Source organism: Ideonella oryzae (genome assembly GCF_024055665.1).
Lineage (GTDB): Bacteria > Pseudomonadota > Gammaproteobacteria > Burkholderiales > Burkholderiaceae_C > Ideonella > Ideonella oryzae.
On record NZ_JAMXMC010000006.1, the window covers coordinates 102268 to 116433 of the forward strand.

General features: G+C 69.4%; 12 protein-coding genes. 6 read left to right on the plus strand and 6 right to left on the minus strand.

Annotation, left to right across the window (positions count from 1 at the left end; all coding sequences use genetic code 11):
- Positions 1 to 93 precede the first annotated feature (93 nt).
- The 6 genes from M0L44_RS11290 to nifH all read right to left on the minus strand — a co-directional run bounded on the left by M0L44_RS11290 (position 94) and on the right by nifH (position 8230).
- On the minus strand, positions 94 to 3174 hold the full coding sequence (locus tag M0L44_RS11290; RefSeq protein ID WP_252769810.1) for a ligand-binding sensor domain-containing diguanylate cyclase: 3081 nt from the start codon (positions 3172 to 3174) through the stop codon (positions 94 to 96).
- A gap of 121 nt (positions 3175 to 3295) precedes the next feature.
- Positions 3296 to 3781 carry a hypothetical protein gene (locus M0L44_RS11295; RefSeq protein WP_252769811.1) on the minus strand — a complete coding sequence of 162 codons (486 nt, stop codon included), beginning with the start codon at positions 3779 to 3781 and terminating at the stop codon, positions 3296 to 3298.
- A 13-nt stretch (positions 3782 to 3794) separates the two neighbouring features.
- On the minus strand, positions 3795 to 4115 hold the full coding sequence (locus tag M0L44_RS11300; protein ID WP_252769812.1) for a hypothetical protein: 321 nt from the start codon (positions 4113 to 4115) through the stop codon (positions 3795 to 3797).
- Positions 4116 to 4184: 69 nt separating this feature from the next.
- Positions 4185 to 5744, minus strand: a complete 1560-nt coding sequence (gene nifK, locus M0L44_RS11305) for a nitrogenase molybdenum-iron protein subunit beta (RefSeq protein WP_252769813.1) — start codon at positions 5742 to 5744, stop codon at positions 4185 to 4187.
- Positions 5745 to 5794: 50 nt separating this feature from the next.
- Positions 5795 to 7261, minus strand: a complete 1467-nt coding sequence (nifD, locus tag M0L44_RS11310; protein ID WP_252769814.1) for a nitrogenase molybdenum-iron protein alpha chain — start codon at positions 7259 to 7261, stop codon at positions 5795 to 5797.
- A gap of 87 nt (positions 7262 to 7348) precedes the next feature.
- Complete coding sequence (gene nifH, locus M0L44_RS11315; protein WP_252769815.1) at positions 7349 to 8230, minus strand: nitrogenase iron protein; 882 nt, start codon at positions 8228 to 8230, stop codon at positions 7349 to 7351.
- A 452-nt stretch (positions 8231 to 8682) separates the two neighbouring features.
- Here nifH and M0L44_RS11320 point away from each other — a divergent pair, with 452 nt between their 5' ends.
- Genes M0L44_RS11320 through M0L44_RS11345 form a run of 6 tightly spaced genes read left to right on the plus strand, consistent with a single transcriptional unit; the run spans position 8683 to position 14160 of the window.
- Positions 8683 to 9243: a group II truncated hemoglobin gene (locus tag M0L44_RS11320; protein WP_354004124.1), complete on the plus strand. Its 561-nt coding sequence runs from the start codon at positions 8683 to 8685 to the stop codon at positions 9241 to 9243.
- Positions 9240 to 9830: a hypothetical protein gene (locus M0L44_RS11325; RefSeq protein ID WP_252769816.1), complete on the plus strand. Its 591-nt coding sequence runs from the start codon at positions 9240 to 9242 to the stop codon at positions 9828 to 9830. The genes M0L44_RS11320 and M0L44_RS11325 overlap by 4 nt, the downstream gene beginning before the upstream one ends.
- An 18-nt stretch (positions 9831 to 9848) precedes the next feature.
- Positions 9849 to 10697 carry an NAD(+)--dinitrogen-reductase ADP-D-ribosyltransferase gene (locus tag M0L44_RS11330; protein WP_252769817.1) on the plus strand — a complete coding sequence of 283 codons (849 nt, stop codon included), beginning with the start codon at positions 9849 to 9851 and terminating at the stop codon, positions 10695 to 10697.
- The gene (draG, locus tag M0L44_RS11335) at positions 10690 to 11640 is read left to right on the plus strand and encodes an ADP-ribosyl-[dinitrogen reductase] hydrolase (RefSeq protein WP_252769818.1); all 951 of its coding nucleotides are present in this window, start codon (positions 10690 to 10692) and stop codon (positions 11638 to 11640) included. Before M0L44_RS11330 ends, draG begins: the two co-directional genes overlap by 8 nt.
- Positions 11633 to 13324 carry a nitroreductase family protein gene (locus M0L44_RS11340; RefSeq protein ID WP_252769819.1) on the plus strand — a complete coding sequence of 564 codons (1692 nt, stop codon included), beginning with the start codon at positions 11633 to 11635 and terminating at the stop codon, positions 13322 to 13324. Before draG ends, M0L44_RS11340 begins: the two co-directional genes overlap by 8 nt.
- Positions 13321 to 14160: an ankyrin repeat domain-containing protein gene (locus tag M0L44_RS11345; protein ID WP_252769820.1), complete on the plus strand. Its 840-nt coding sequence runs from the start codon at positions 13321 to 13323 to the stop codon at positions 14158 to 14160. The genes M0L44_RS11340 and M0L44_RS11345 overlap by 4 nt, the downstream gene beginning before the upstream one ends.
- The last annotated feature ends 6 nt before the right edge of the window (positions 14161 to 14166 follow it).

The following is a 14166-nucleotide window of genomic DNA, read 5'->3' on the forward strand; positions in this document are numbered from 1 at the left end:
GTCCTTCCACTGTTCACGTCACGTCTTCAGGTATCGGAAAAAGACCCTGACAACTTGATGGTGACGCGCGGGGAAGCCGCCGATCGGGTGCCCTCAGTGGCCCGGGTCGGCCGACGCGAAACGCCAGGTGTTGCGCCCGGCGTCCTTGGCCTCGTACAGGGCCCGGTCGGCCTCGCGGGAGAGTTCGTCGAGCGTGCGCCCCTGCGTCGGATAACAGGCCACGCCAAAGCTCGGGCTGCTGCGCATGGCCTCGCCGTGGAACATGACCGGGGCCTCGAAGGCCTGGACGATGCGACGGCACACGGGCTCGATGGCCTGCGGCTCGGTCAGCCCGGAGAGCAGGATGGCGAACTCGTCGCCCCCGATGCGGGCCACGGTGTCCACCTCGCGCACGGCCTGGCGCAGGCGCTCGGCCGTGGCCTGCAGCAGCGCGTCCCCCGCGGCATGCCCGAGGCTGTCGTTGATCTGCTTGAAGCGGTCCATGTCCAGCAGCAGCAGGGCAAAGCCGCCCCGGCCCTCGCGCCGTGCGGCGCTGGCCAGACGCTCGAAGTGCTCGGCCAGCATGCGGCGGTTGGGCAGGCCGGTGAGCGCATCGAAATAGGCCATCTCCGCCAGCTTGGCCTGGCTGCGCTGCAGCTCGGCGGTGCGCTGCTGCAGCTCGGCCGTGCGTTCGGCCACCAGCTGTTCCAGCTCATGCTGCCGACGGGTCAGCCAGTGGGTGCGGGCCCGCAGCAGTCCCCACAGGGCCAGCAGCGCCAGCAGCCCCATCGCCACCCGGGCCGCAGCATGCTGGTACCAGGCGGGCTCCACATCCACCCGGATGGTCAGCGGCGGCTCGGTCCACAGCCCGTCGGCGTTGGAGGCGCGCAGCTCCAGCCGGTACTCGCCCGGCGGCAGGTTGGTGTAGGCCGCACGGCGCCGGCTGGCATCGGTGTTCACCCAGGTCTCGTCATAGCCGGTGAGCCGGTAGGCATAGCGGTTGGCCGACGGCGCCAGGAAGTCCAGCGCCGCAAACTCCACCGCCAGATCATGCACCCCCGGCGGCAGGCGCAGCAGCCCGGGATGCCCGGGCTGGTTGAAGTCCCCCAGGGGCTGGGGCTTGCCCCCCACCCACACCTCGGTGGCCACCACCGGGGCCTGGAAGGCACGCCAACCCACCACCTGGGGCACCACCACGCTGACGCCGCCCAGGCCGCCGAAGATCATCTCGCCCTGCGCGGTGCGCCCGCCGGAGCCGCCCCAGTACAGGGCCAGCGACACACCGTCCTTGGCGCCGTAGCTGCGCACGCCCAGCGTGGCCGGGTCGATCTGGACGATGCCCTGGTCGGTGCTGGCCCAGATCTGGCCGCCATCGTCCTGCAGCACCTGGTTGACGAAGTCCTTGGGCAGGCCCTGGGCGGTGCCCAGATGCCGCACGCGCGGCGCCAGCCCCTCCGGGTCTTCGATGACGAACAGCCCGGTCCCTCCGGTGGCCACCCACAGCCAGCCCCGCCGGTCCACCAGCAGGGCCATCACATTGGCACTGGCCAGCGCCGGATTCAGGGCCGGCGCGCGGGTCCCGAGGTGACTCACCTCCCGCGTCACCTCATTGAGCAGGTTGATGCCGTTGGAGGTGCCGACCCAGAGGTGATGGGTCGAACCTCGGGTCAGGGCGCGCACCCGGCGATCACTCAGCGGCGGCTGGGCCTCGGGCGTGTCCGCACGCGCCGGCCCCCGGGGTGGCAGCGTCAGCCGCCACATGCCGTCGCCGCCGCCGACCCAGTAGCCGGTCCAGCCCGCCACCAGGTACTGCGCGTCCTCGGTGGCACGGCGCCCGGGCACCTCCAGGCGGCGCACCTGCCGGCCGTCCAGGGTGGCCGTGTACAGGCCCTTGCGGGTGCCCATCAGGGCCCGTCCTGCGGGCAAGGGCAGCACCGACGTGACCCACTCATTGGGCAAGGCGGTGCGGGGGCGCGAAGGATCGGCCCGGATGCGCCCGACCACACCGCGCGCCGGGTCCACGATGTCGACCCCCTCGGTGCCCACGCCCAGCCACAGGCGCCCGTCGGGCATCTGGTTGACGGAGGGAACGTCCTCGCTGCGCAGCGTGTCCCGGGGGCCATCGCCACCGAGGATGGTGTGGACGAAACTGGTCTGCAGGTTGTGGCGCAGCAGGCTGCGGGCCGTGCCCACCCACAGCACATCGGAGCGGTCCTTGAAGAGCGACCAGATGCCGTCACTGTCCAGGCCGTAGGGGCTGCCGACGTTGCGGTGGATGCTGCGGGTGGCCAGCGTGGCCTCGTCCACCAGCAGCAGGCCCTTGGCCTGGGTGCCGACCCAGATCTGGCCGTGGCCGGGGTCGACCATGTCGCGGATGTTCTCGGCGCGCAGGCCCTGGCCTCGCAGTTCGGCGCCGTCCACCTGCTGGACCGTGTCGGCGACGGGGTCCAGCACCTGCAAGCCGTGGTGGTCCACCGCCACCCAGAGGCGGCCCCGGCTGTCCTCGAGCAGGCGGCTGACCCGTCGGTCGCCTGCCGGGACGCCGGGCAGGCTGACGGCCTGGAGGTCGGCGCCCTCGGCACTGCCCCGGAACAGGCCCTGCGCCGTGCCCACCCAGAGCCGACCGGCGCGGTCGGTCAGGATGGCGTTGACCTGTCCGATCTTCACCGTGCCGCCCAGGCTCACCGGCTGGGCGCGGCCGCTGACCGGATCCAGACGGTCCAGGCCCGCCTCGGTGCCGACCCAGAGCTGTCGGCCTGGGGCCCCGGCCAGTGCATTCACGCCCACATGGCGCAGGCCATCCGGCCCGCCGCCCACGGGTTGGAAGTCATCGGTCGCGGCCCGGTAACGCACCAGGCCATGGGAGGCCGTGCCCACCCAGAGCGTGCCGTCCGGCCCGACCCACAGCGACTGGATGTAACCATCGGGCAGGCCATGCGGGTCGTTCAGATCGGCGGAATAGGTGCGCAGGCGGTAACCATCCCAGCGCACCAGCCCCTGCTGCGTGCCCACCCACAGGAAGCCGGTGGTGTCCTGGGCCATGGTCATCACGCCCAGGTCGTTGGGCTCGCCATTGGTGTTGGCAATGCGCTGGAACAGGCGGTCGTCCCAGCTGTTCCAGCGCCCGAACGGCTCCGCCCGCGCCGTCAGACCAGACAGCGCGAGGCACAGGAACAGCAGGAGACCTCGGAGCATGCGGGAAACGATGGAAGGGGAACCGGCGTCCGCCATATGCGAACGCACGCACCTCCCGACAGATTCGCGGGATTCTCCGTCCTATCGGCCCGCCAGCTGAAAACCTGAGCCCTGAAGAGCGTCAGTAGTCGTCGGCCAGCACTTCGACCGCGATCAATTGCTCGCGCAGGGCCCAGCGGGCGCGCCAGCCCCCGGGCGCATCGAACAGGGCGTCGGGGGCATCCACCGCCGCCAGGGCCACGTCCTCGTGGCCATAGACCCGCCACTGACCGCCGCGGGCCTGCAGCGCGGCCAGGCCGGCGTCCAGCGGCGTCACCGGTTCGGGCCGCAGCTGGCCCAGCCCCAGCAGGTGGTCGGCCCGGTACAGCGGGGTGTCCCAGCCGTGGGTGTCGGCCAGGGCGCAGACGGCGGGGCAGGCGCTGCGGGCATCGGCGCTCTCGGGCGTGCGGTCGCTCAGGTCCAGCAGCTCGCGGGCGGTGATGACATCGTGCACGGCCCAGGGCTCCAGCGGATCCTGGGCGCAGACCTTGCGCAGAAAGTCGTCGGCGTCATAAGCGAACCAGCAGTTCGCCGGTGCGGACTCGGGTTGTTCGACCACGAAGATCATGGCCGGCCTCCCCTTATTCCACGCCTTCGGCGCAGGCCTTCTTCCAGACCGCCTGGCGCAGCCGCTCGGACACCGCCAGCGGCGTGCCGTCGAAGGAGTCATGGTGGCGCCGCAGCGCCGCCTGGGCCACCGAGGCCTCGGCCAGCGTCAGCGGCAGGCGGCCGGCCATGTGGGTGGCATTGGGCACGGCCTGGAGGATGGCCTGCCGGTTGGGATGCTCCTCCAGGACGACGATCTCGTCGGTCTCGGGCTGGCCAGCCAGGCAGATCCAGCCGTTGATCACCTCGACCGGACGGCCGTCCAGCGTGGTCTTGACCCAAACTCGTTCGGACATCGCGGGCTCCTTGGAGGGAAGCAGGAAAACGGGACCGGCCCGCGGCAGGCCGCGGGCCGGTGGGGGACATCAGCGGATGATGTCGTAGCTGTAGTCCGTCTTGCCCGGGATGATGGTGTTGGCATCCAGGGTTTCGAAGTACTCGTCCAGGAACATCACCAGCGTGCGCAGGGCACCCTCGTAACCCCAGGTGGGGAAGCGGTGGTAGTGGTGACGGTCGAAGATCGGGAACACCATGCGGATCAGCGGGGTGCTGGTGTCACGTTCCAGGTACTTGCCGTAGGTGTTGCCGATCAGGAAGTCCACCGGCTCCACGTTCATCAGGCTGCGCATGTGCCACAGGTCGCGCTTCGGGTAGGCCTTGCAGCCGGCACCGTAGGGCGAGGCGTCGAACAGCTTCTGGACCTTGCCGGCCCAGTCCTCGGTGCCGTTGGTGGACAGCACATGGGCTGGCTCGGCGCCCAGTTCCAGGATGAACTCGGTCAGGCCCAGCAGCTGGTCCGGGTCGCCGTACATCGCGAAGCGCTTGCCGTGCAGGTGGGCCTGGCTGTCGGCCATCGCGTCCACCAAGCGGCCGCGTTCCTTGATCAGCTGCTCGGGCACGTCCTTGCCGGTCAGGTCGGCAATGGCCTGGATGAAGCGGTCGGTGCCGGCCACGCCCACCGGGCAGTTCAGCACGACAACTTCCTGGCCCTTTTCCTTCAGGTACTTGATCGTCTTCTCGGAGCAGTACTCCTGGAACACGATGGTGGCCTTGGCGTGCAGGGCCTTCTCGACGGTGTCCTTGGTCGTGCCGCCCTCGTACATCCGGAACTCGCCATCGGTGGGGGTGTCCCACACCTCGGACGGGTCGCAGATGATGTTGTAGCTGGCACCGAACAGATCGAAGATGCGCTTGATTTCGCGCATGTTGCCCACGACGAAGCCGTCGAAGCCACCGATGAAGTTGATCGACGCATCGGGCACGCGGGTCAGCGGCGCGGTGGTGCCCGACTTGCCGTCCCAGAAGTGTTGGAGCACGCCCAGCAGCGCGTTGTCGTAGCCGGTGATGTGGCTGCCGACGAAGGCCGGGGTGTGGGCGTACGGCACGTCGAATTCGGCCGGGATGCTGCCCTTCTCCTTCGAGGTCTTGATGAAGGCGTTCAGGTCGTCACCGATCACCTCGGCCATGCACGTCGTCGAGACGGCGATCATGTCCGGCTTGTACAGGTTGTAGGTGTTGGCCAGGCCGTCGATCATGTTGTTCAGGCCGCCGAACACGGCTGCGTCTTCCGTCATGGACGAAGACACGCAGCTGGTCGGCTCCTTGAAGTGGCGGCTGAAGTGCGAACGGTAGTACGCCACGCAGCCTTGCGAGCCGTGCACGAAGGACAGGGTCTTGTGGAAGCCATTGGCCACGTAGACCGCGCCCAGGGGCTGGCAAGCCTTCGCCGGGTTCACGACCAGGGAGTCGCGGGCGAAGTTCTTCTCCATGTACTCGCGGGACTTGGTCCAGTCGCGGATCTCCTGGACTTTGGTGTCGCTGTGGTTGAACTCGAAGTTCTCCTTCTTGTTCTTGAACAGCTCCTGGTATTCCGGCTCGCGGAACAGCATTTCGTGGTCAATGACCTTGTCGGCGTTTTGAGGCATGGTGGCGCTCCAGACGATTCAGGTTGGATGGGCAGGGGACGAGCCGGGCTTCAGGCCGCCTTCTTCTTGAAGGGCGACTTGGACAGACCCCAGATCGGGCTGGAGATGGCCATGTCCATGTCGCGGGCGAAGATGGCGAAGCCGTCGTAGCCGTGGTACGGGCCGGAGTAGTCCCAGCTGTGCATCTGACGGAAGGGCACGCCCATCTTCTGGAAGACGTACTTCTCCTTGATGCCCGAGCCGACCAGGTCCGGCTGGACCTTCTCGACGAACTTCTCGAACTCGTAGCCGGTCACGTCGTCATAGATCAGCGTGCCGTCCTTGATGTAGTGGGTGGTGCGCTGGTAGTCGTCGTTGTGGGCGAATTCGTAGCCCGTGCCGACCACTTCCATGCCCAGGTCCTCGTAGGCGCCGATCACGTGACGCGGACGCAGGCCGCCCACATACAGCATGACCTTCTTGCCCTGCAGGCGCGGCTTGTACTTGGCGATCACCGCCTCGACCATCGGCTTGTACTTGGCGATGACCGCTTCGGCGTTGGCCTTGATGGTGTCGTCGAAGTGGCTGGCGATCTCGCGCAGGCTCTTCTCGATCATGCTCGGGCCGAAGAAGTTGTATTCCACCCAGGGAATGCCGTACTTCTCTTCCATGTGCCGGCTGATGTAGTTCATCGAGCGGTAGCAGTGCAGCACGTTGAGCTTGGCCTTGGGGGTGTTCTCCAGCTCGGCGATGGTGCCGTCGCCAGACCACTGGGCGATCACGCGCAGACCCATCTCTTCGAGCAGGATGCGGCTGGACCAGGCGTCGCCACCGATGTTGTAGTCGCCGATGATGGCCACGTCGTAGGGGGTCGAGACGAAGTCCGGACGCTTGTTCGGATCGGTCTTGTCGAAGACCCAGTCGCGGATCGCGTCGTTGGCAATGTGGTGGCCCAGCGATTGGGACACGCCACGGAAGCCTTCGCAGCGCACCGGCACGATGGTCTTGCCTTCGTATTCCTTGGACTTCCTCTTCGAGACGGCTTCGATGTCGTCGCCGATCAGGCCGATCGGGCATTCCGACTGGATCGAGATGCCCTTGTTCAGCGGGAACAGGTCCTGGATCTCGTCGATGATCTTGTCGAGCTTCTTGTCACCGCCGAAGACGATGTCCTTCTCCTGGAAGTCGGAGGTGAACTGCATCGTCACGAAGGTGTCCACACCGGTCACGCCGATGTAGTAGTTGCGGCGGGCGGCCCAGCTGTACTGGCCGCAGCCCACCGGGCCGTGGGAGATGTGGATCATGTCCTTGATCGGACCCCACACCACGCCCTTGGAGCCGGCGTAGGCGCAGCCGCGGATGGTCATCACACCCGGCAGCGACTTGATGTTGGACTTCACGCCGCAGTCGGGCTTGCCTTCTTCGTAGGTGCCCAGGTGCTTGGCGCGACGCTTGGCCATCTTTTCGGGATAGGCCTTCAGGACTTCGTCGATCAGGGCCTTGTTCTCGGCCTTGCGGTCTTCAACAGTGATGCTCATGGTGGATGCTCCGTCAGGTTCCAGCGCAGGGGTTTGGGGCACCGGGCGGCGGTGGACGCCGCCGCCCGGTGCGGGCCGGGGCCGTGATCAGGCGGCCAGATCGGCGGCGGTCTTGCCGACTTGCGACTCGTCGATGGACTTCATGATCCCGTGCTCCATCAGCAGGTCTTCCAGCTGGTCCATGGTGATGGGGGTGGGGATGGTGCCGTTGCCGGCGTTGGCGTGCACCTTGTTGGCCAGGGTGCGGTACTCACCGGCTTGCTTGCTGTCCGGGGCGTACTCCAGCACGGTCATGCGGCGCAGCTCGGCGTGCTGCACGATGTTGTCGCGCGGCACGAAGTGGATCAGGCGGCTGCCCAGCATCTTGGCCAGGGACTCGGCCAGTTCCAGTTCCTTGTCGGTCTGGCGCTCGTTGCAGACCAGGCCGCCCAGGCGCACGCCACCGCTGTTGGCGTACTTCAGAATGCCCTTGGAGATGTTGTTGGCCGCGTACATGGCCATCATCTCGCCGGACATCACGATGTAGATTTCCTGCGCCTTGTTTTCGCGGATGGGCATGGCGAAGCCGCCGCACACCACGTCACCCAGCACGTCGTAGGACACATAGTCCACACCGTCGTAGGCGCCGTTTTCTTCCAGGAAGTTGATCGAGGTGATCACGCCGCGGCCGGCGCAGCCGACGCCGGGTTCCGGGCCGCCGGATTCCACGCAACGGATGTCGCGGTATCCGACCTTCATGACGTCTTCGAGCTCCAGGTCCTCCACCGAGCCCGCTTCAGCAGCCAGCGACAGGATGGTGTCCTGGGCCTTGGCGTGCAGGATCAGGCGGGTCGAGTCGGCCTTGGGGTCACAGCCGACGATGAGGATCTTCTGACCCATTTCGGCCAGAGCGGCCAGGGTGTTCTGCGAGGTGGTGGACTTGCCGATCCCACCCTTGCCGTAGAAGGCGATTTGACGAAGTGCAGCCATTGCGATCTCCAAGTAAGTGATCTAGCGAAACCGAGGTTGAGGGCTCATGCTTTTGTCGCGATCTCGTTGCAGCCTTGGGTGCCTCTATGGTCTTCTTCTGAAGCCTCGTCGGGACGTACACGGGTGCCGCGCAGCCTCGTCATTGCAACGGCCGTGCCATGTTTGCGCCGCATCGCCAAGTGCTTGTTTTTCCTGGGAAAACGCTGTCTTGACCGCGAACAAGCCAGCGCGACAGGGAATGTTCGAAACCCGACAAAGACAGGTTCGCGACGTGAGCCTGTCGGGCCTGTGACGCAGGCCCGACGGCGGCCCTCGCGCGTGCGGGCCAACGCGCCGGGCGCGGGTGTTCTCCCAGGGAAACACAGGGGTTTGCGAATGCCGGACCCGGCCGCTGCGCACGTCCTTGGAACCTGGGTGGCGCAGGTGGTACGGGGTTTGCAGTCTTCAGGGCCATGAACACGCCCGCCCTCCCCGTTCGACCGGCTCCTCCCGCCAACCCGCACTGGGCGCGTGTGGGCGGCCGTGCGGCCGTGGTGCGTCTGGTCGACGCCTTCTACCGCGCGATGGACAGCCGGCCCGATGCCGCCACCATCCGCGCGATGCATGCGCCCGACCTGAGCCATACCAAGGCCGTGCTGGTGCAGTACCTGTGCGAATGGATGGGTGGCCCCAAGGACTACAGCGGCCAGCGGGGCAGCCCCATGCTGCGCCGGCGCCACCAACCCTTTGCCATCGACAGCGCCGCGCGCGACGCCTGGATGGCTTGCATGCGCCAGGCTCTGGCCGAATGCATTGACGACGAAGGTCTGCGCGCCGAGCTGGACGCCGCCTTCTGGAAGATCGCCGACTTCATCCGCAACACCGAGGACGGCGGCGCCACGCGCCCGCACCCCGGCCGTCCGATGGAAGTCGCCCCCCATGCCACCCCGGCCACGCATGCGTCGGCGGCCGCCGCCGGAGTGTCTGTTTCCCCTGCCGCAACCGTTCCACCCCCCACCCGGAGTTCGACATGACCACCATCCAGGAAACCGCCCTCGCCCGCCTCGAGTCAGAAGGCCGCCTGCTCAACAGCGTGCTCAAGGCCGCGACCCACAAGCCCGGCCGCTTCGGCTTCCGCGGTGACATCGCCCTGAAGTTCCAGGTCAAGAAGGCCGACGAGGCCCGCCCGCCGGAGACGTCCTCCGACCAGGTCATCGCCGTGGCCCAGGCCGGCGAGAGCACCATCCCCTTCCTGACCGGCTTCCTGCTGAGCTTCGAGTACCTGAAGATGCTGGCCGAGGTGCTGGGCGACACCTTGTCACCCACCGGCAAGTACTTCCTCTTCGTCGACAACATCGACATCTCGAAGAAATACCAGTGCGAGTACGGCGGTGCGACCTTCTACATCCTGCCGATCGACGAATCCACCGTCTACAACGAGCTGCTGCAGCTGCTCTACATCAACAAGGGCGACCTCAAGAAGCTCGACACCGCCGGCAAGACCGACGCGGTGGCCGACAAGGCCCTGCAGTTCAACGACAGCTTCCCGAAGATCACCTACGAGGAAGGCCTGGCGCTGATGGGCCCGGTGCGCAACCTGTACGAGAACCGTCCGGTCTGATGTCCCCGCAGGGCAGGCATGGCCGAGGTGGACGATGAACAGCCGCACCGCTGGTACAGCACCAACCTGGTCGGCGTGCCCGCCCCGGTGCTGGCCAGCGTCGCCTTCCATGCGCATCCGCAGGCCCTGCACATCGCCGGCACGCGGGAGGCCCACCCGGGCCTCTTCGCGCTGCTGGCCCGCGCCGACAGCCTGAACGAGGCGCGCGAGATGTTCGACCACTACCTGGGCACCGCCTTCGGCCTGCGCAAGCCCGACCCGGCCGAGCTGGCCCGCCTGGGCCCGGCCGAACAGCGGCGCTGGCGCAGCAGCTGGCGCAAGCTGCTGCAGGGCTGGGGCATGGACGCCAACGGCCCGGCCGGCGCCGTGCTCAAGGGCTGGGTGGAAAGCCGCTTCGGCCTGGTGCCGCGCTTTCACCGCGCGCCGCTGGGCCGCTTTCCCTCCCCGGCCTGGGTGCGCTACCTGGAAGAGAAGGCCGCCAGCCGCTACCACAACAACAACATCCACCAGCAGCTCGACCTGCTGTACGAGTTCTGCCAATGGGCCCTGGCGCGCTTCGGCATCCCGGGGCACAGCGCGCCCGGCGCGCGCCACATCACGCTCTGGCGCGGCACCCTGCTGAGCGAAGAGCAGCGCGTGGGCCCCGGCCCGCTGCGCCGCCCGGGCACGCTGCGCCTGAACAACCTGGTCTCCTTCAGCCTGGATGCGACGGAGGCCGGCTGCTTCGGCGACACGGTCTTTCGCACCGCCCTGCCGGCCTGCAAGCTGCTGGTCTTTCCCGGCCTGCTGCCGGGCCAGGTGCTGCAGGGCGAACAGGAGGTGCTGGCCCTGGGCGGCGATGTCGAGGTGGAGATCGTCCATGTCTGATACCGACAGCCGCTTCGCCCGGCTCTACGACAAGGCCCTGGGCGCCTACCTGGGCCTGGCCATCGGCGACGCCCTGGGCGCCACCGTCGAGTTCATGCGTCCGCGCGAGATCCAGGCCCAGTACGGTGTGCACCGCGACATCGTGGGCGGCGGCTGGCTGCGCCTGGCCCGCGGCCAGGTGACCGACGACACCACCATGAGCCTGGCCCTGGGCGACGCCCTGCTGCTGGGAAGCGAAGGCGCGCTGCGCGGCCTGGCCGCGGGCGACACCGCCCTCACCGAGGGCATCGCCCAGGCCTATGTGCGCTGGTGGCGTGGCAAGCCGGTGGACTGCGGCCACACCTGCCGCCGCGGCATCCTGCGCTATGTGAACGAGGGCACGCTGGCCGGCCCGCCCAACGAGGGCGATGGCGGCAACGGCGCGCTGATGCGCAACCTGCCCGCCGCCCTGGCAACGCTGGGCGACGACGCGCTGTTCGAGCAGGTCTCGCTGGCCCAGGCCCGCATCACCCACCACCACCCGCTGTCCGACGCCGCCACGCTGGGCCTGGGCCAGCTGCTGCGCGCCCTGCTGCACAGCGAGGACCCGGCCCTGCCGGCCCGCTGGGCGGCGGCCTGGGTGCAGGCCCAGCCGGCCTTCCGCTTCACGCCCTACCCCGGCCGCGCCACCGCCTATGTGGTGGACACGGTGCAGACCGTGCTGCACCATCTGACCCAACACCCCTTCTTCGAGGACGCGCTGGTGGCCACCGTGAACCAGGGCGACGACGCCGACACCACCGGCGCCCTGGTCGGCATGCTGGCCGGGGCCCGCTGCGGCGCCAGCGGCCTGCCGCCGCGCTGGCTGCAGCGCCTGCAGCCCGTCACCGTCCAGGCCATCACCGACCAGACCAGCGGCCTGCTGGCCCTGTCCCAGCGCGTGGCGGAGGTCCCCCATGCCTGACATCGTCTCAGCCGACGAAGCCCTGCGCGTGCAGCGCACGGCGCTAACCGCGGCCTACCACGAGCGCAGCAAGCACCGGCTGGAGCGCTATGCCAACGGCCCCGAGACCCTGGACTGGGACGCCCAGCCCGACCCCTTCCGCCGCTACCGCGGGGCCCCGCTGCAGGCCCTGCCCCTGCTCGCCCAGGACCCGGCCACGCCCTGGGACGCGCTGCACCGGCCCGGCGCCGTGGCGGCCCAACCCTTCGGCCTGGCCAGCCTGGGCGCGCTGTTCGAGCTGAGCCTGGCCCTGGCCGCCTGGAAGCAGGCCGGGCCGGACCGCTGGTCGGTGCGCATCAACCCCTCCAGCGGCAACCTGCACCCCACCGAAGGCTGGCTGCTGTGCCAGGGCGTGCCCGGCCTGGCCGATGGCGTGCACCACTACGCCCCGCACGAACACGCGCTGGAGCTGCGCGCCGCGCTGCCGGCCGGCCCGGCGCCCGCGCCAACACAGTCGCAGGCGCGGGTCTTCATCGCCCTGAGCAGCATCGCCTGGCGCGAGGCCTGGAAGTACGGCGAGCGCGCCCTGCGCTACTGCCTGCTGGACGCCGGCCACGCCACCGGTGCCCTGGCCTATGCCGCCGCGCTGCAGGGCTGGCAGCTGCAGCCCCGCCCGGTGGCCGCGGCGGATCTGGCCGCCTGGCTGGGTCTGGACCGCGACATGGACTTCCCCGGCGGCGCCGAGCGCGAGGAGCCCGAGCTGCTGTTCGAGCTGCGGCCACCCGACACCCCCGCTGCCCCCCTGCCGGGCGACTGGCTGACCCAGCCGCTGTGGCAGGGCCAGGCCAACCGGCTGGACGCGCACCCGATGTACCGCTGGCCGGTGATCGACCAGACCCTGGCGGCCACCCGGCCCACGGCGGGCGCGGCCACTGCCGAGGGCCCCCTGCCGCCAGCCACCACCCCCTCGCCGCAGGCCGCACCCGAGCCGGCCGCCAGCCTGATCCGCCGGCGCCGCAGCGCCCAGCGCTTCGACGCCCAGGCCCGGCTGGACCTGCCGGCGCTGTGGCCCCTGCTGCGGGCCCTGCTGCCCGGGCGCCTGCCCTTTGCCGCCCTGCCGGGGGCCGACCATGTGCATGTGCTGCTGTTCGCCCACCGGGTGGACGGCCTGGAGCCGGGCGCCTACCTGCTGCCGCGCAGCGAAGCCGGGGCCACACTGCTGCGCCGCCAGCTGCCGGTCTCGATGGACTGGGCCCCGGTGGCCGAGGCGCCGGCCGATGTGCCACTGTGGCGCCTGGCCCGCAACCCCGCCCTGGCCGGCACGCTGCGCACCCTGAACTGCCACCAGGCCCTGGGCTCGGACGCCATCCTGGGCCTGGCCCTGCTGGCCGAGTTCCAGCCCCTGCCCACGCCCTGGGCCTACCGCGAGCGCCTGATGGAAGCCGGCCTGCTGGGCCAGGCGCTCTATCTGCAGGCCGAGTCCCTGGGCCTGGCCGGCACGGGCATCGGCTGCTTTTTCGACGATGCCCTGCACCAGCTCATCGGCCTGACGCCCACCGCCGCGCCACAGGCCGCCCTGCAATCGGTCTACCACTTCACCATCGGCCGGGCGCTGACGGACAGCCGCATCGCCACCACCGCGCCCTACGCCCACCTGCCGGCCTGGCCCGAGCGCCTGGCCGACGCCTCCAGGAGCCCCGAATGAACGAGCGATCTTTTCACCGCCTGACGGCGGCCCAGGCCGGTGCCTGGCTGGAGGCCCGGCCCGACGCCCTGCTGCTGGACGCTCGGGAGGCTCGGCATCACGCCATGAGCCACCTCGCCGGCTGCACGCGGCTGGACGGCCGCAACCACGAAGCCCTGCTGATGCGCGAGCGCAAGAGCCGGCCGGTCTTCATCTACTGCTACCACGGCAACGCCAGCCAGACCTGGGCCGGCATGTTCGCCGACTTCGGCTTCACCGAGGTGGCCGACCTGATCGGCGGCTGGAGCGCCGTGGATGGCGGGGGCCGGCTGTACGGCCCGCAGCCGCTGCAGGCCGTCTTTCCGCCGGCGCCGACCACGGCACCCACCCCGACCGCCACCCGCCCGGTGCCCGTGGGCCTGGCCGCCTGGCTCACGACTCAGGGCTTCGACCCGAGCGACCCCGCCGCGCCCGGGCCGCACGGCAACACCCCGCTGATGCACGCCGCCTGGCGCGGTGCCCACCATGTGCTGGACGAGCTGCTGGCCCTGGACGTGCCGCTGGACGCCACCAACGGCGACGGCAACAACGCCCTGTGGCTGGCCTGCGTGAACGGCGAGCCCGGGCTGATCCGCGCGCTGGCCGCCCGCGGCGTGCCGCTGGACCACGCCAACCTGACCGGCGCCACCGCGCTGATGTACGCCGCCTCGGCCGGCAAGGCCGAGGTGGTGGCCACCCTGCTGGCCCTGGGCGCCGACCCGCACCAGCGCACCCAGGACGATTTCAGCGCCCTGGACATGGCCGCCACCCTCGAGTGCCTGCGCCTGCTGCGCCACGCCACCCGGCAGGCCGCCTGAAGGAGA

Excerpts from the sequence above, each read along its gene's own strand:
- M0L44_RS11290 (WP_252769810.1), bottom strand. The coding sequence starts at position 3,174 with ATGCTCCGAGGTCTCCTGCTGTTCCTGTGCCTCGCGCTGTCTGGTCTG.
- nifD (WP_252769814.1), bottom strand. The coding sequence starts at position 7,261 with ATGAGCATCACTGTTGAAGACCGCAAGGCCGAGAACAAGGCCCTGATC.
- nifH (WP_252769815.1), bottom strand. The coding sequence starts at position 8,230 with ATGGCTGCACTTCGTCAAATCGCCTTCTACGGCAAGGGTGGGATCGGC.
- M0L44_RS11340 (WP_252769819.1), top strand. The coding sequence starts at position 11,633 with ATGCCTGACATCGTCTCAGCCGACGAAGCCCTGCGCGTGCAGCGCACG.
- M0L44_RS11345 (WP_252769820.1), top strand. The coding sequence starts at position 13,321 with ATGAACGAGCGATCTTTTCACCGCCTGACGGCGGCCCAGGCCGGTGCC.
- M0L44_RS11320 (WP_354004124.1), top strand. The coding sequence starts at position 8,683 with ATGAACACGCCCGCCCTCCCCGTTCGACCGGCTCCTCCCGCCAACCCG.
- M0L44_RS11330 (WP_252769817.1), top strand. The coding sequence starts at position 9,849 with ATGGCCGAGGTGGACGATGAACAGCCGCACCGCTGGTACAGCACCAAC.
- nifK (WP_252769813.1), bottom strand. The coding sequence starts at position 5,744 with ATGCCTCAAAACGCCGACAAGGTCATTGACCACGAAATGCTGTTCCGC.
- M0L44_RS11325 (WP_252769816.1), top strand. The coding sequence starts at position 9,240 with ATGACCACCATCCAGGAAACCGCCCTCGCCCGCCTCGAGTCAGAAGGC.
- M0L44_RS11295 (WP_252769811.1), bottom strand. The coding sequence starts at position 3,781 with ATGATCTTCGTGGTCGAACAACCCGAGTCCGCACCGGCGAACTGCTGG.
- draG (WP_252769818.1), top strand. The coding sequence starts at position 10,690 with ATGTCTGATACCGACAGCCGCTTCGCCCGGCTCTACGACAAGGCCCTG.
- M0L44_RS11300 (WP_252769812.1), bottom strand. The coding sequence starts at position 4,115 with ATGTCCGAACGAGTTTGGGTCAAGACCACGCTGGACGGCCGTCCGGTC.